Below are 16,266 nucleotides of genomic sequence, written 5' to 3'. Positions count from 1 at the left end.
TATGGTTATTTGATTATGTTCGAAAATCTTTCTGAAAAATTAGAGAATATTTTTAAAAAATTAAAAGGCCGCGGAATTCTAAACGAAGAGAATGTGAATGTATCGCTTAAAGAAATCCGTATGGCGCTTTTGGAAGCTGATGTTAATTTTAAGGTAGCTAAAGATTTTATAGAAGACATCCGAATACGGGCAATCGGAAAAGAAGTTCTCGATAGTATTACTCCCGGACAGCAAATAGTCAAAATTGTTCATGAACGTTTGGTTGATCTTATGGGAGGGGTTAGCGCTAATATCAAATTCGGATCCCGAATTCCTGCTCCAATCATGCTCGTTGGATTGCAGGGCTGCGGCAAAACCACAACTGCAGCAAAGCTGGCCCTTTTGCTATCAAAAGAACAAAAAAAGGTTTATCTTGTATCGGCAGATGTTTATCGACCCGCCGCCATTGAACAACTGGCCATGCTGGGCAAACAGATAAATACAGGCGTTTTTGATTCACATGGTCTTAAAGATCCTGTGGAGATTTGCGTTCAGGCAGTCGAACAAGCGAGAAAAAATGGTTATGAAGTAATCATTATTGATACAGCAGGAAGGTTGCATATTGATGAGCTCTTGATGAAAGAACTCACGAAAATTAAAGAAAAAGTAAATCCGGCGGAAATTATTTATGTGGCGGATGCGATGACCGGACAGGACGCCGTAAATGTCGGAGTAAAATTTAATGAGCTAATCGGTATTGACGGCGTCATTATGACAAAAATGGACGGCGACGCACGCGGCGGAAGTGCTTTGTCTCTCAAATCAGTTATCGGAAAACCAATAAAGTTTGTAGGCATAGGTGAGAAAATCGATAACCTTGAGGTGTTTCACCCGGAAAGAATGGCCTCCCGAATACTGGGAATGGGCGATATTCTTACTCTGGTGGAAAAAGCACAGGCCAATATTGACAATAAGACGGCTCTTGAGTTGCAAAAAAGCATCAGGAAAAATAATTTTTCGCTGGAAGACTTTCGCAATCAACTAGCCCAAATCAAGAAAATGGGATCAATGAAAGATATATTAGGAATGGTTCCGGGTTTGGGAAAAATGAAGGCGCTTAAAGATATTGAGCCCGACGACAAAGAATTGGTTAAAATTACCGCTATAATCGATTCCATGACAAAAAAAGAGCGTTATGATTACTTGATCATCGACGGACGACGGCGTAAAAGAATCGCCTTAGGTAGCGGAACAACGGTTCAGGATGTAAATCTTTTATTGAAAAATTATATGGAAATTAAAAAAATGATGAAAAAATTTAACCAAAAAAAAGGTGTTAAATCATTGATGCGTAATTTCCCCTTTTAAAATAGAAAAAACTATGCTAAGAAAAGATATAAAATAATTATCATTTTAAGGAGGTATTATTTAAGATCAATGGCTGTTAAAATTAGACTTACTCGTATGGGTGCGAAAAGTAAACCTTTTTATAGAATTGTGGCAACTGATACAGATTCCCCTCGAGACGGAAAATTTTTAGAAATATTAGGTAATTACGATCCCAAAAAGAATCCCGCGGAAATCGTGGTAAAGGAAGAGAGGATTCGGGAGTGGTTGTCAAAGGGTGCAAAAGCAACCCTGACAGTAGCTAATTTACTGAAAACAAAAGGCATTGAAGCTGGAATTAAATAAGATGAATGTTTGTTTTTTTATAATTTACAAGGCGGAATATCTGGAGTTTTTATATGGCCACGTGTCGTTTAAGCGTTGAAATTATTATTGATATAATAATGGTTTTTCAAAAAGAATTTAATTAAATCAGCGGAGGTTATAACGATGAAGGAATTGGTCAAGTATATAGCTCAGGCATTGGTAGATGTTCCAGACAAGGTTGAAGTAAAAGAAACAATTGGTGAACAAACATCTGTGATTGAATTGCGCGTGGCAAAAGAAGATTTAGGTAAAGTAATCGGGAAACAGGGTAAAACTGCCCAGGCTATTCGAATGATTCTAAGCGCTGCTTCTGCTAAAATGCATAAAAGGGCGGTTTTAGAAATTATTGAATAGGTCAGAAATGAATCTCTTTGCAATAGGAGAGATTGTAAAAACTCGTGGTCTCCATGGTTGTCTAAAAATTTTATGTTATGTGGAGAAAGAAAATAGTTTTGCCCAGCTTAAATTTATTTATATTGAAGAAAGTTCAGGTGAAAAAAATCGTTTTAATTTGAGAAAAATTTCTTTATCCGGTAAAATGTTATTTGTCGAATTGGAAGGCATACCGGATGTGGAATCGGCACAGAAGTTAGTTGGCTGTAAAGTATTTTTGCCGAAGGATATGCTGGAAACACTGCACGAAGGAGAGTATTACTGGCAGGATATTATCGGGCTTGATGTTTATAATGAAGAAAATGAATATATTGGCCGGATAGTATCGGTTTTTCCCACAGGAAGTAATGATGTTTATGTTTGCGAGGGAGCAGCAAGAGAAATCCTTCTCCCTGCAATTTCCGAGGTAATCCGTAAGATAGATATAACTCGTCGGGTTATGACAGTCAGATTGCTGGAAGGGCTGTAAAAAGTGGTCAAGTTTGATGTCCTCTCCATTTTCCCCGAGATGTTTTCATCTCCACTCAATTTTAGTTTGATCAAGAAAGCTCAGGAGAAACGTATTTTAAGTATTTCCCTGCACGATATACGTAATTGGGCGGATGACAAACATAAAATGACTGATGACGCTCCATATGGAGGCGGTTGCGGAATGGTCATGAAAGTTGAGCCGGTGGAAAAGGCTCTCCATGAAATCAGGCATCCTGAAGATGATTCCATTGTGGTATTAATGACTCCGCAGGGAGAGGTTTTGAATCAAAAAATAGCAGCTGAATTAGCCGGTAAGAAAAGTATAATAATTATTTGCGGACGTTATGAGGGTATTGATGAAAGGATCAGGGAACATTTAGTTGACCGCGAAATTTCCATCGGTGATTATATATTGACCGGTGGAGAACTTCCTGCAATGGTTTTAATTGATGCCGTCTCCCGCTATATTCCCGATGTCCTGGGAAACCCTGACTCAACGAACAACGAATCTTTTTGCGCGAACCTTTTGGAATATCCGCAATATACAAGGCCGGCAGAATATAAAAACTGGGTAGTTCCCGAAGTTTTATTATCCGGAAATCACGCCGAAATAGAACTGTGGCGTAAAAGAAAATCGCTGAAAAGGACATATCAACGTCGTCCGGATTTACTTGAAAAAATAAAACTTTCGGCTGAAGATGAAAAATTTCTGGATGAAATTAAACAGGAAGATATATAAAGTCTTGATTTTGAGAAGTTTATAATGTATGGGTTTCCCGCTGTTAATTAGGACAATTTAATCCTAAATGGAAAAGCATTGATGCTTTACATAGTTCTTTTACATTATCCTGTTTACAATAAAGAAGGCCAAATTGTAACGACGGCCATTGCCAATATGGATATTCACGATATTGCGAGACTTACAAAAACATATGCGGCAAACTGTTTTTACATAGTAAACCCGATATCGGAGCAAAGAAATCTGGCACAGCAAATTATCGATCACTGGAAGAAAGGATACGGAGCCACTTTCAATAAATTCCGCCAGGCCGCTTTTGAATTGATAAAGATAGAAAATAGTCTACATGATGTTTTAACCGATATTTCCCATGAAACGGGATATGCTCCGAAAGTTGTTGTTACCGGAGCTAATTTTTCAGGTGATCTTTTAAAATTTGCCGAACTTAGAGAAATGCTGAAAAATGATCATATACCGTATCTTCTTGTTTTCGGCACAGGATCGGGAATCGCCGCGGAAGTGGTAAATACGGCAGATTATCTTTTAGAGCCTATAAGAGGCAAAGATAATTATAATCACCTTGCCGTGCGGTCGGCAGTAGCAATTGTTTTAGATCGAGTAATAAGTATTTAATATATTTTATATATAATGCAATGATTGCAGGAGGAAATATAAATGAATGTTATAGAAATGCTGGAAAAAGAATATATGAGAGGCGATATCCCCGGTTTCAAAACCGGTGATACGGTAAAAGTACATGTGCGCATCATCGAAGGCCAAAAGCAGAGAATCCAGGCTTTTGAAGGGGTTGTAATTCGTAAGAAACGCGGTAGTAGCAGAGCCAATTTTACAGTGAGAAAAATTTCTTATGGCGTTGGTGTAGAAAGAACATTTCCTTTGCATTCTCCGATTATTGACCAGATTGAAGTGATTACCAGAGGGAAAGTAGCCAGATCACGTCTTTACTATTTAAGAGAATTAAGAGGTAAAAAAGCAAGGATTAAGGAAGCTACAAAGAACTAATACTAGTTTGTATTAAATTAAGATTAAACCAATTTCGTTTGATTTTTTAACTTGGTATGGCTGTCTTGCGGAAAGGAAAAGGATTTATTCCATTAATTTTTCAATGGATACTTTTGAGAAAATTGCCTATCAAGAAGGTTATCAGATTATAGCCGGTATTGATGAAGCGGGCAGGGGACCTCTGGCCGGGCCGGTTGTCGCCGCTGCGGTAATTCTTCCACCCGGTTATCTGAATGCTGAAATAAAAGATTCCAAAAAACTTTCCGCCCGCAAGAGAGAAGAATTATACGAAATCATCAACAAAGAAGCCGTTGCGATCGGCATGATGGTTGTTGATGCGGATATAATCGATCGTGTTAACATTTTACAAGCTACCCTTCAGGCCATGCGCGACGCTGTTTTAGAACTTCCCGCTTCTCCAGATTTTCTTTTGATTGACGGCAATCAACGTATTCCCATCCTGACGCCGCAAAAGCCAATTGTTAAGGGAGATTCTCTTAGTATTTCCATCGCGGCAGCGTCAATTATCGCCAAAGTATCCCGCGATCGGATCATGGAAATGTATCATCGCCAATTTCCTCAGTATAATTTTCAGCAAAACAAAGGCTATGGGACTAAAGAGCACCTTGACGCCATTAAACAATTCGGCATTTGTAAAATTCATCGCAAATCATTTCATGTAAAATATTTAAATCAAACCAAGCTGGAATTCAACGTTTAAGATGAAAGATTCGGCAAAAATTCAAACAGGACAAGAAGGTGAAAAAATAGCGGCTGATTTTCTTAAAAAGAACGGTTATCGGATAATTGAAGTGAATTTCCGCTGCGCTATCGGAGAAATAGATATCATCGCGCGGGAGAAAGAATTCCTTGTTTTCATTGAAGTCAAAACAAGAAAATCCAGAGAACTGGGATTCCCGGAACAGGCAGTAGGAATAAAAAAGCAGAAAAAGATGTCTCAGCTGGCGCTATGGTATCTTCAAAAGAATAATATTAATAATACCGCATCGCGATTTGATGTTTTGGCGATAATAATGCTTCCTGCAGGCAATGAAATAAAACTGATAAAAAATGCTTTTGACTTCATTGCTGCTTGATAATATCAGACCTTAAAATGGCTTAAAGCAGGCTTGCCGACGGGATAAACGTTAAAACCAATAGAAAAACATTTTTTATGGTCAATTATGTTACGTCCATCGAATATAAATGCAGGCTTTACCATTGATTTATATATTTTGTGGAAATCCAGTTTCCGATATAAATCCCAGTCGGTAAGTATGACCAAAGCATGACAGCCGGCTGCAGCCTGGTAAGGGTCTTCAATATATTTTACTTTGCCTTTGATTCCCGAAAGATCAACAACAGCATTTTTTAGAGCTTTGGGATCGGAAATAATCAATTCGGCATGTTCCACGAGTAGTTTTTGTGAAATATAAATTGCCGGGCTTTCTCTGGTATCCCCGGTATCTGCTTTAAAAGCAAAACCAAGTATACAAATCTTTTTACCAGCCAATGTGCCAAACATGCTGTGCAGGATATTAGAGACAAAACGTTCCTGTTGATATTCATTGATCCTTACAACGTTTTCCCAATAAGAAGCAACTTCTTTCAAATCATAGAAACGGCAAAGATAAACAAGATTTAAAATATCTTTTTTAAAACACGATCCGCCAAAACCGATGCCGGCTTTAAGAAATTTGTCGCCAATCCGTTTATCCATTCCCACGGCTTTGGCTACTTCGGAAACATCAGCATCGGTTTTCTCACATAAAGCAGATATGGAATTAATCGATGATACCCGCTGAGCCAGGAAGGCATTGGCTACCAATTTGGATAATTCGCTGCTCCAGATATTGGATGTAATAATATTTTCTTTTGGAACCCAACGGGAGTAAAGTTTAATCAATTCCGCACGGGCTTTTAATCCGTTTTTTGTTTCATGAGAACCAATCAGAACGCGGTCGGGATTTTCCAGATCGCTAATAGCAGTACCTTCTGCCATAAATTCCGGATTAGAGAGAACCTCAAATTTAAATTTGCTTTTTGCCGAAGATAAAATTTTTTCCATGGCCAGGGCGGTTTTCACGGGTAGAGTGCTTTTTTCGATTACAATTTTCGATGACCGCGAATACTTGAGAATCTGACGAGCTGTTTTTTCCCAGTACTGCAAATCAGCAGTCATATCCGCACCGGTACCGTAAGTTTTTGTGGGCGTATGCACGCTGACAAAAATAATATCATTTTCTTTTATCTGATTTTCAATATCTTTGTCAAAAAACAGATTTTTGCCGCGCGTTTTTTTAACAATTTGCTCCAATCCCGGTTCATAAATGGGAAGCTCTGACGAATTCCAGGCGTCAATGCGATCAGGATTGATATCCACCACTGTTATTCGATAATCGGGACACTTATAAGCAATCATTGCCATGGAAGGACCGCCGACATAACCGGCCCCGATGCAAAGGATTTTTTTCTTTGATTTCATTAGTATTGGATCTCCTTCGATTGATTACAATGTTTTTAATACTTCACGAAAATAATCAATTGTACTTAATAAACCTTGTTCCAATTCTACTTGCGGTTTCCAGTCGATTTTCTCTCCGGCCAGCGTTATATCAGGTTTACGTTGAACAGGGTCATCCGCAGGAAGAGGCTGAAAATCAATTTCGGAATTGCTTTTTGTTAATTTGATGATTAGTTGCGCCAATTGCATAATAGTAAATTCTCCGGGATTACCGATATTAACAGGCCCATAAAAATCATCGGCCGAATTCATCATACTGACTAATCCTGTGATCATATCATCTACATAACAAAAAGATCTGGTGTGAGAACCGTCTCCGTAAATCGTGAGTTTTTTATTTAGCAGGGCTTGAATTATAAAATTGCTTACCACACGGCCGTCATTGATTGCCATGCGCGGACCGTATGTATTAAAAATTCTAACTATTTTTGTATTGACAGAGTTTTGTCGCCGATAGTCCATCATCAGACATTCCGCTGCTCTTTTCCCCTCGTCATAGCAACTGCGGATTCCAATGGGATTAACTTTTCCCCAGTAGGATTCCTTTTGCGGGTGCACTTCAGGATCGCCGTATACTTCCGAGGTGGAAGCCTGAAGAACTTTTGCTTTTGTCCTTTTCGCAATGCCTAAAACGTTTATTACTCCCATAACATTCGTTTTGATAGTTTTGATCGGATTGAACTGATAATGCACCGGAGAAGCAGGGCAGGCCAGATTGTATATTTCATCAACTTCAAGATAGATGGGATTGATAATGTCGTGGCGGATCAATTCAAAATGGGGAAGACCCATAAGATGGGCGATATTCTTTTTATTGCCGGTAAAAAAATTATCCAGACAAATGATGTCATTGCCTTCTTGCAATAATCGGTCACAAAGATGTGATCCTAAAAATCCGGCGCCTCCGGTTATTAATATACGCTTCATTATTTTAACTTGTCGGTTATGGAAGTATTTGTTTAATGTTTTGCTATTAAACCTGAAAGACAGTGGAGATGTCAACTATTAAAATATTTATCCATTTGTTGGGTAAATATATATTACCTCAATAATAAGACATTTTATATATTCCTTGAACTGTTTCTTGCATTATGATAGCTGTCTTCCTTGATTAAAATGATCTGAAGGAGACAACTATGGATTCAGATTCCATGGCAATGGCAGATAAAAAAAATCATGAACAGAACAATGGCAGCAATCAGGAAATAATTGTAGTTGATGGCCGTGGCTATGAGAATAATGTAAATAACAAAAGAGAAATATATACTCTTGTTGATGTAATTGAAGATTCGCAAAATGCAAACAACCTTAATGAAGAAATTATAAAACGGGCAGCAGAAATTATCGAAAGAATTGCCAGGGAACTGGTTCCGGAAATCGCAGAAAAAGTCATAAAAGAAGAAATTGAAAAACTAAAGAAATTGAGTAGCAACGAATAAAGGAAGAGGGAAAACTTTGAAGATTTTAAAAATTTATCTGTATACAATAATTATTGGAAGTTTAGCTGTAAGTGGATGTTCCTCTAATTCACCATATGGCTTAAAACCTAATTATGATCAAAATTCGGCAAAGATAATTGCATTGCTTCCTGTACAAAATAAAACTTTTGATGATAAAACTTCCCAATTATTTCGTTCCAGACTGTTTGAAGAACTTTACTTTAAGGGTTATTCAAAACTGCCGTTGGATGTAATCGACAAAAAGCTGGAATATTTATATATAGAAAAAAAATTAAAGAAAAGTTCATCCATCATTGACCCTCAAGTATTAAAAGATTTACTAGGCGCTGATGCGGGAATGTATTGCACATTAACCGAAGACAATAAATCGAAAAAAATATTTTATTCTCCAATATCCATAGCGGTTCGTTGTGAATTGCGAAGTACTCAGACTGGTGAAGTTCTATGGAATGCCGAATGCAAATCCACAAGTAGAAATTTTGATTTAACTCACAAAGGGCTGGAAAGAAAATCTAAAGAGACCTATGAAACTGTAATTGAAGAAGTTGTCAATAAAGTAATCAAAACTCTGCCGGACGGACCTAATTTGCGTGGGTAGGAAGACCACGATATCTGGTAACTCTAAACAGAGGTAGAGACAAAATAAATTGAAGGAAATTAATACAGAACTATAAATGAATATCCCCAATTTATTGTCCTTAACTCGGATCATACTCGTTCCCATATTTGTTATTTTCCTGATTCAGGACAAATATTACAATGCGTTGATTATATTCATTATTGCCGGTTTAACTGACGCACTTGACGGTACAATGGCGCGTTTGTTAAACGCTCAAACTAAACTTGGTTCTTATTTGGATCCCATTGCCGACAAGTTACTCCTGACTACCAGTTTTGTGACTCTGGCAATTTTAGGAATTGTACCGAGCTGGCTGACTGTAATAGTAATCAGCAGAGACTTCATGATACTTCTTGGCATAGCAATTCTTACCTTGATGTCGATTACTTTCGAAATTAAACCGGCTTTAATCGGTAAAGTTACTACTACTTTGCAAATAGGAACAGTTTTCCTGGTACTTCTTTATAAGGCTTTTAGTCATAATTTAAGTTATGAATGCATTTTAACTCTTTTCTTTTGGTTAACGGCATCATTTACTGTTTTTTCCGGATTGGTTTACATAATCAGAGGAATCAAAATAGTCAATAAGACCAATATAAAAGAGACTGGGAAATAAGATATTTACTTGATTTGTAGGCAAGTAGCTCAGGGGGAGAGCGCCATCCTGACGCGGTGGATGTCCAGGGTTCAAATCCCTGCTTGCCTACCATTTAATACAAAGAATGTCTTTAGATGAGTACTTCAAGGGCATCAGCAAGTTGTGGTGCCCTTTTAAAATGAATCAAAACAGTTTTATTATAAGTTATGAATATTAAAGTTACATTTCCTGATAATAAAGAAATTTCTTTTAACGAAGGAATATCCGCCGCTAAAGCTCTGGAGAACTGGAAAAAAGAATCCTTAGCCTATACGATAGCTGTTAAGATCAATAATATACCTGCGGATTTAAGCTCACCGATAAAAGGAGATTCGACGATTGGTCTAATAGATATATCTTCCGTTGAAGGTTTGTCCATACTTCGTCATAGTATATCTCACGTAATGGCTCAAGCCGTTCAGGAAATTTTTCCGGGTGCTAAAGTAAGCATTGGACCTTCCATTGAAGACGGGTTTTATTATGATTTTGAATATAAAGAGCCGTTTACCATGGATGATTTCCCTAAAATCGAAAAGCGCATGAAGAAAATTGTCGCCGCTGATCATCCTTTCATCCGCGAAGAGCTTTCCCGTGCGGCGGCAGTAAAATTATTTGACGAAAGAAATGAAAATTACAAGGTTGAATTAATCAATGATTTGCCCGGAGATGTTCAAGAAGTCAGCATTTACAAACAGGGAGATTACATCGATTTATGCCGCGGTCCGCACATACCTTCAACAGGTGTGATAAAAGCATTCAAACTATTGAGCGTCGCCGGCGCCTACTGGCGAGGCAATGAAAATAATAAAATGTTACAGCGTATTTACGGTACCGGTTTTGCCAATGAGAACGAACTGGCTGATTATTTGAATTTACTGGAAGAAGCGAAAAAAAGGGATCATCGCCGTTTGGGCAAAGAACTGGATCTCTTTCAGATAAACGAAGAGGCTGGGCCTGGTCTGGTTATCTTTCATCCTAAAGGCATGCTTTTGCGTTACCTAATTGAAGATTGGGAAAAGAAAGAACATTTAAAACGCGGTTATGATATGGTTATGGGACCTCAGATTCTCAAGGTTGATCTCTGGAAAAAGTCCGGGCATTTTGATCATTATCGAGACAACATGTATTTTACCGAAATAGATGAACAAGTTTACGGTATCAAGCCGATGAATTGTCTTTCGCATATGTTGATTTATAAATCAAAAATCAGAAGTTATCGAGATTTGCCTCTGCGTTATTTTGAATTAGGCACAGTTCATCGCCACGAGAAGACCGGCGTTTTACACGGTTTGATGAGAGTAAGGCAATTCACCCAGGATGACGCACACATACTGTGCACACCTCAGCAGTTAAATTCAGAAATTCGAGCTATTGCTGATTTCGTCAATTATGCTATGGGGATTTTCGGATTTGAATATGAAGTAGAATTAAGCACCAGACCGGAAAATTCTATCGGTTCTGATGAAGATTGGGAACTTGCTACTACAGCCTTAGAGAATGCTCTTCAGGACAACAAAATAAGCTATGAAGTAAACGCCGGAGATGGTGCTTTTTACGGGCCCAAAATTGATTTCAAACTTAAAGACGCTTTAAAGAGAAAATGGCAATGCGCTACAATTCAATGCGATTTTACATTACCGGAAAGATTCGATTTGAGTTATATAGGCGCAGACGGAGAAAAACACCGGCCGGTTATGCTGCACAGAGTCATTTTAGGGGCTATTGAACGTTTCATGGGAGTACTTATCGAACATTACGCCGGAGCATTTCCAGTCTGGCTGTCACCGGTACAATGCGTTTTATTGACAGTCACCGATAAACATATACCTTATGCCCAAACAGTTTATGACAAATTGATTCAAGCGGGTATTCGTTGTGAGAAATATTTTGAAAATGAGAAATTAGGCTATAAAATTCGTCAGGCACAGATGCAAAAAGTGCCTTATATGCTTGTTATTGGAGATAAAGAAGTGGAGGCCCAGTCAGTTGCTCCGCGAACACGTGACGGTCAGAATCTCGGATCGTTACCTATTGACGAATTTATTGCTTTATTGCAGGAAATATGTGAGAAAAAACAATAGATTTATTTAAACTATATAGTTTCAGGAGGTGACATATAGTAAAGGATTTAAGGGTTAATAGAGAAATAAAATCGGCCTCAGTTCGAGTTATCAGCGAGGAGGGAAAGCAACTGGGTGTAATTACGTTGGAGGAAGCCCTGGCCAATGCGGAGAGTGTCGGGTTGGATTTAGTTGAGGTGTCTGCTACCGATCCACCAGTCTGCAAAATAATGGATTATGGCAAATACCGTTACAAACAGAGTAAAAAACTCCATGACGCTAAAAAGAGCCAGACAATTATTCAAGTTAAGGAGATTAAATTAAAACCTAAGACAGAAGAACACGATGTGCAGGTTAAGCTTAACCACATTAAAAAGTTTTTGAAAAACCATGATAAAGTTAAAGTATCCATGATGTTCAGAGGGCGGGAAATCGCTTTTACCGATATAGGCAAAAAGTTGATGGAAAGAGTAAAGGATGAACTGGCAAATGAAGGTATTATCGATCAAGAGCCCAGACTCGAAGGACGTAACATGGTTATGATAGTTTCACCAAAAAAACAATAAGGATAAAGAGGTGATTAGATGCCAAAACTAAAAACTCACAGGGGAGCGGCAAAACGCTTTTCTCTTACCGCCAAAGGTAAAGTTAAACGCAGTAAGGCTTTTGCCAGCCACATCCTGACAAAGAAAACAACAAAAAGAAAAAGATCTTTAAGGAAATCAACGTTGGTTGATCATGCAAATCAAAAAGCTATTAAAAGGCTTATTCCTTATCTATAGATCTCAGACGGTTATATTAGTTATTATTTAGGAGAATAGAAAAATGTCTAGAGTAAAGAGGGGCGTCAATGCTCGTAAGAAAAGAAGAAAGGTATTAAAACAGGCGAAGGGTTTTTTCGGCGCACGCAGCCGCCTGCTTAGAACAGCTACCGAAGCCGTAAATAAAGCGATGAAATACGCTTTTCGCGATCGTCGCGCGAGAAAAAGAGAATTTCGTCAATTATGGATTGCGCGCATCAATGCGGCTGCCGGTGAAAATAATATATCCTATAGCCGGCTAATTAACGGTATGAAAAAAACCGGTATCGAATTAGACCGCAAAATACTGGCGGAACTCGCTGTTAACGATCCTCAGGGGTTCGCTCAAGTTGTGGTAATGGCTAAAGGCAATTAGGCTGCATGATTAATGAGCTCAAACAGCTAGAGAAAAATGCCCTTGCCGAATTGCAGACGGCTGAGACCGAAGATCAATTTTTAAATATAAGAACCAAATATCTTGGTCGAAAAGGGCTATTGACTGGTCTTTTAAGGAATATTGCTCAAGTATCCGACGCAGAGAAACCTCTATTCGGTAAACTTTGCAATGAATTAAAAAACCTTCTCGACGCCAAAATTGAGGAAGCGCTTCAACAGCAGGCGATCCGGAATAAAGAAGACATCCTGTTGAAGGAAAAAATTGATGTCACTTTGCCCGGAAATGCCATAAAATGCGGACGGATTCATCCTGTAATTCAAATACGCAGGGAAATTTGTGCCATATTTGCTTCTTTTGGTTTTTCCGTAGTGGAAGGGCCGGAAGTCGAACTTGATTATTATAATTTTGAGGCTCTGAATATTCCCAAGGATCATCCCGCCAGAGACATGCAGGATACTTTCTACATTTCAGATAATGTCGTTTTACGCACACATACCTCGCCGGTACAGGTGAGGATTATGGAAAAAATTCAACCGCCGTTGCGGATTTTATCACCGGGAAAAGTTTACCGGCGTGATTCGGATGTTTCTCACACTCCGATGTTTCATCAAATAGAAGGATTGCTGGTGGATAAAGGCGTTAGTTTCGGCGACCTCAAAGGAATTTTAACAGCTTTTCTTAAAAATATTTTCGGAGATAATACCACTTTGCGATTCCGTCCCAGTTTTTTCCCTTTCACAGAACCATCGGCGGAAGTAGACATTCGCTGTGTCATGTGCGGCGGACGCGGCTGTCGTGTTTGCGGACAAAGTGGTTGGCTGGAGATCCTTGGTTCCGGTATGGTTGATCCCGCAGTTTTTCAAAATGTTAATTATGATTCTGAAGAATATTCCGGTTTTGCCTTCGGTCTCGGTCTGGAACGCATTGCCATGTTGAAGTACGGCATTTCCGACATCCGGTTATTTTTTGAAAACGACATCCGATTTCTTAAACAATTTTAGGAGATATTTTTCTTTATGCTGGTCAGTCTCAAGTGGCTTAAAGATTATGTTGATATAGAATTAACAGCGGAAGAGCTCGCTCACCGCCTGACAATGGCCGGTCTGGAAGTTGACGAGATAAAAACTATCCGTCCGCAATTCAGCGGTGTTGTCGTCGCTAAGATTTTATCTGTAGAGCGTCATCCTTCCGCGGATCGACTCTTGCTCTGCTCCGTCAGTGACGGTGAGCAAAATTATCCTGTCGTTTGCGGAGCAAAAAATATCGCGCCCGGAGATATCGTTCCCCTGGCTAAAGTCGGCGCTGTAATCCCCGGCGGATACACGATTAAACCATCAGTTCTGCGCGGAGAAAAATCCGACGGAATGTTATGTTCCGAAGCGGAACTGGAGATCGGCGATGATGAATCGGGTATCATGCATTTACCTGCTGATTTGCCGCTTGGCTCTCCTCTGGAGACTGTTTTAAATATAGAAGATACCGTTCTTGACGTGAATGTTACTCCCAACCGCTCCGACTGCTTGAGCATGATCGGAATAGCGCGGGAAGTGGCCGCCATGACCGGTAAAAAAATAAAACTGCCGTCTATAAAGATTAAAGAATCGTCCGAGGATATCAATTCCCTGGCTTCAGTTAAAATAATTGACGCCGATCTTTGTCCCCGTTACACGGCGAGAATGATAAAAAACGTTAAAATAGGTCCTTCGCCTGTCTGGATGAGGGCCAGACTGGAAGCGGCCGGATTGCGCGCCATCAATAACATTGTCGACATCACTAACTTTGTCATGCTGGAAATGGGACAACCACTGCACGCATTTGATTTCCGTTTTCTGGAAGAGGGAAAAATAGTTGTCCGCAAATCCAGAGAGAATGAAGAATTTATCTCTCTGGACGAAAAAAGCCACAGACTTCCCGAGAATACTTTACTGATCTGCGATGGTGTCAAGCCCGTGGCGATTGCCGGAATTATGGGCGGCCTGAATTCCGAAGTTAAAGAAGATACGCAGGTTGTTCTGCTCGAGAGCGCGTATTTTAATCCGCCGTCCATACGCCGTTCCGCTCGAAAGCTGGCCATGCCTACCGACGCCGCTTTTCGCTTTGAACGGGGCATTGATCCGGAAGGGGTGGTAAAGGCACTTAATCGAGCCGCTCAGTTGATTGCCGATATTTCCGGCGGCCACGTTTGTAAAAACCTTATTGATGAATACCCGAAAAAAATCCTATGCGCCCAGGATATTCCACTACGACTGGATAGAATCCGCCGAATCATCGGCACGGAAATAAGCGTAAAAGATGTTGCCGGAATTTTACGCAGTATCGGCATGCTTGTTAAACGGGGAGGGAAGGGTACATATCTTGTTACGCCGCCGACTTGCAGGGTTGATATCTCGCGGGAAATCGATTTAATTGAAGAAGTGATCAGACTTTATGGTTACGATCGCGTCCCTGTCACATTGCCCGCCGTTGCCGTGACGGAAATGGAAGTTATTCCCCGTTTAGACATGGAAGAAAGACTCAGGCTATTACTTGCAGGCAGCGGATATACTGAAATTGTCAATTACAGTTTCGGAACACCACAGGCTTCGGATATCCTGTGTTTGCCGGAAAACGATGAAAGGCGGAGTCCTGTGCGGATTAAAAATCCGCTGGGTGAAGATCTTTCCGCCATGCGCACAACAATCATTTACGGGCTTCTGGAAACGGCTAAAAAGAACGCTAACAACGGTTCTTTTGATTTAAAAATTTTCGAAATCGGGCGTGTTTTCCTAAATCCTTCAGCGGCGGAACTTCCTGTAGAAAAAAATATTATTGCCGGACTTTTGACAGGGAAAATGACCGATGATTTTTGGGATTCGAAAAAAAACGCCGACTTTTATACGTTAAAGGGATGTCTGGAAAATATTTTCTTTGATTTAAAAATAAATAATTGCCGGTATATTTCCTCTTCGGCTGAACCATTTTTACATCCCGGAAAATCTTGTGGAATTTATTTAAATGGCGAGAAAATCGGTTTTGCAGGAGAGATTCATCCAGATGTTCTGGAAAAGATTGATTTAAAAAATAATCTCTATGTATTTGAAATTAATTTAGATATTTTGGTTACAGCTTACTTAAAAAGAAATATTTCCTGTCATGAAATATCAAAATATCCGGCTGTAACTCGTGACGCCGCTTTCGTTATTCCTGATGCGATGGAAGCCGACCAAATGCTTAATATTGTTTTGGGACAAGAAGAAGATTTACTTGAAAATGTTATTATTTTTGATGTATACAAAGGAAAGGAAATTTCAGAGGGGAAAAGTCTGGGGTTGCGTTTTTCCTATCGCGCTCCTGATCGAACATTAACCGATTTAGAAGCAAATGCCGTCCACGATAGAATTGTGCAGAATACCGTTAATCTAACGGGTGCAAAAATAAGAACATAACAGAATTGATAAAGCTAAAATGGAGG

Annotated in this window: 20 protein-coding genes and 1 tRNA gene; 19 read left to right on the top strand and 2 right to left on the bottom strand. The window is 39.4% G+C overall.

Annotated features, from left to right (window positions below):
* Nucleotides 1–15 precede the first annotated feature (15 nt).
* From CVU62_05160 to CVU62_05120, 9 genes are all read left to right on the top strand, one after another.
* Nucleotides 16–1,347, top strand: coding sequence for a signal recognition particle protein (locus CVU62_05160; protein ID PKN38249.1), 1,332 nt, complete (start codon nucleotides 16–18; stop codon nucleotides 1,345–1,347).
* 69 nt (nucleotides 1,348–1,416) lie between these two features.
* Complete coding sequence (locus CVU62_05155; GenBank protein ID PKN38248.1) at nucleotides 1,417–1,671, top strand: 30S ribosomal protein S16; 255 nt, start codon at nucleotides 1,417–1,419, stop codon at nucleotides 1,669–1,671.
* A 144-nt stretch (nucleotides 1,672–1,815) separates the two neighbouring features.
* Nucleotides 1,816–2,046, top strand: a complete 231-nt coding sequence (locus CVU62_05150) for a KH domain-containing protein (GenBank protein PKN38247.1) — start codon at nucleotides 1,816–1,818, stop codon at nucleotides 2,044–2,046.
* A 7-nt stretch (nucleotides 2,047–2,053) separates the two neighbouring features.
* Nucleotides 2,054–2,554 (top strand): 16S rRNA processing protein RimM, encoded by a 501-nt coding sequence (rimM, locus tag CVU62_05145; protein PKN38246.1) that lies wholly within the window; start codon nucleotides 2,054–2,056, stop codon nucleotides 2,552–2,554.
* A gap of 3 nt (nucleotides 2,555–2,557) precedes the next feature.
* Complete coding sequence (locus tag CVU62_05140) at nucleotides 2,558–3,295, top strand: tRNA (guanosine(37)-N1)-methyltransferase TrmD (GenBank protein PKN38245.1); 738 nt, start codon at nucleotides 2,558–2,560, stop codon at nucleotides 3,293–3,295.
* 81 nt (nucleotides 3,296–3,376) lie between these two features.
* On the top strand, nucleotides 3,377–3,928 hold the full coding sequence (locus tag CVU62_05135; protein ID PKN38244.1) for a hypothetical protein: 552 nt from the start codon (nucleotides 3,377–3,379) through the stop codon (nucleotides 3,926–3,928).
* A 42-nt stretch (nucleotides 3,929–3,970) separates the two neighbouring features.
* Entirely contained in the window at nucleotides 3,971–4,318 is a 348-nt protein-coding gene (locus CVU62_05130) for a 50S ribosomal protein L19 (protein ID PKN38243.1), read from the top strand.
* Between the two features lie 103 nt (nucleotides 4,319–4,421).
* The gene (locus tag CVU62_05125; GenBank protein ID PKN38242.1) at nucleotides 4,422–5,039 is read left to right on the top strand and encodes a ribonuclease HII; all 618 of its coding nucleotides are present in this window, start codon (nucleotides 4,422–4,424) and stop codon (nucleotides 5,037–5,039) included.
* 1 nt (nucleotide 5,040) lies between these two features.
* Nucleotides 5,041–5,415: a YraN family protein gene (locus CVU62_05120; protein PKN38241.1), complete on the top strand. Its 375-nt coding sequence runs from the start codon at nucleotides 5,041–5,043 to the stop codon at nucleotides 5,413–5,415.
* A 5-nt stretch (nucleotides 5,416–5,420) separates the two neighbouring features.
* Here the strand turns inward: CVU62_05120 and CVU62_05115 are convergent, their stop codons facing one another.
* A complete protein-coding gene (locus tag CVU62_05115; protein PKN38240.1) occupies nucleotides 5,421–6,803 on the bottom strand; it encodes a nucleotide sugar dehydrogenase in 1,383 nt (460 codons plus the stop codon).
* Nucleotides 6,804–6,827: 24 nt separating this feature from the next.
* Nucleotides 6,828–7,769, bottom strand: a complete 942-nt coding sequence (locus tag CVU62_05110; protein PKN38239.1) for an NAD-dependent dehydratase — start codon at nucleotides 7,767–7,769, stop codon at nucleotides 6,828–6,830.
* 209 nt (nucleotides 7,770–7,978) lie between these two features.
* On the opposite strand from CVU62_05110, the gene CVU62_05105 reads away from it, so the two are divergent.
* The 10 genes from CVU62_05105 to CVU62_05060 all read left to right on the top strand — a co-directional run bounded on the left by CVU62_05105 (nucleotide 7,979) and on the right by CVU62_05060 (nucleotide 16,240).
* A complete protein-coding gene (locus CVU62_05105) occupies nucleotides 7,979–8,281 on the top strand; it encodes a hypothetical protein (GenBank protein ID PKN38238.1) in 303 nt (100 codons plus the stop codon).
* Nucleotides 8,282–8,297: 16 nt separating this feature from the next.
* Nucleotides 8,298–8,900, top strand: coding sequence for a hypothetical protein (locus tag CVU62_05100; GenBank protein ID PKN38237.1), 603 nt, complete (start codon nucleotides 8,298–8,300; stop codon nucleotides 8,898–8,900).
* 76 nt (nucleotides 8,901–8,976) lie between these two features.
* Entirely contained in the window at nucleotides 8,977–9,537 is a 561-nt protein-coding gene (gene pgsA / locus CVU62_05095; protein ID PKN38236.1) for a CDP-diacylglycerol--glycerol-3-phosphate 3-phosphatidyltransferase, read from the top strand.
* A gap of 18 nt (nucleotides 9,538–9,555) precedes the next feature.
* Nucleotides 9,556–9,630: transfer RNA gene (locus CVU62_05090), tRNA-Val, on the top strand.
* 95 nt (nucleotides 9,631–9,725) lie between these two features.
* Complete coding sequence (locus CVU62_05085; protein ID PKN38235.1) at nucleotides 9,726–11,639, top strand: threonine--tRNA ligase; 1,914 nt, start codon at nucleotides 9,726–9,728, stop codon at nucleotides 11,637–11,639.
* Nucleotides 11,640–11,674: 35 nt separating this feature from the next.
* Complete coding sequence (locus CVU62_05080) at nucleotides 11,675–12,184, top strand: translation initiation factor IF-3 (GenBank protein ID PKN38234.1); 510 nt, start codon at nucleotides 11,675–11,677, stop codon at nucleotides 12,182–12,184.
* Between the two features lie 18 nt (nucleotides 12,185–12,202).
* Complete coding sequence (locus CVU62_05075) at nucleotides 12,203–12,400, top strand: 50S ribosomal protein L35 (protein ID PKN38233.1); 198 nt, start codon at nucleotides 12,203–12,205, stop codon at nucleotides 12,398–12,400.
* A 43-nt stretch (nucleotides 12,401–12,443) separates the two neighbouring features.
* Nucleotides 12,444–12,794 carry a 50S ribosomal protein L20 gene (locus tag CVU62_05070; protein PKN38232.1) on the top strand — a complete coding sequence of 117 codons (351 nt, stop codon included), beginning with the start codon at nucleotides 12,444–12,446 and terminating at the stop codon, nucleotides 12,792–12,794.
* A gap of 5 nt (nucleotides 12,795–12,799) precedes the next feature.
* A complete protein-coding gene (locus CVU62_05065) occupies nucleotides 12,800–13,816 on the top strand; it encodes a phenylalanine--tRNA ligase subunit alpha (GenBank protein PKN38231.1) in 1,017 nt (338 codons plus the stop codon).
* A 15-nt stretch (nucleotides 13,817–13,831) separates the two neighbouring features.
* On the top strand, nucleotides 13,832–16,240 hold the full coding sequence (locus CVU62_05060) for a phenylalanine--tRNA ligase subunit beta (GenBank protein ID PKN38230.1): 2,409 nt from the start codon (nucleotides 13,832–13,834) through the stop codon (nucleotides 16,238–16,240).
* Nucleotides 16,241–16,266: the final 26 nt, after the last annotated feature.

Source organism: Deltaproteobacteria bacterium HGW-Deltaproteobacteria-2, from assembly GCA_002840505.1.
In the GTDB taxonomy this organism is placed as follows: domain Bacteria; phylum Desulfobacterota; class Syntrophia; order Syntrophales; family Smithellaceae; genus Smithella.
The sequence above is the reverse complement of the archived record's forward strand: the minus strand, read 5'-3'. Positions and strand labels throughout refer to the sequence as shown.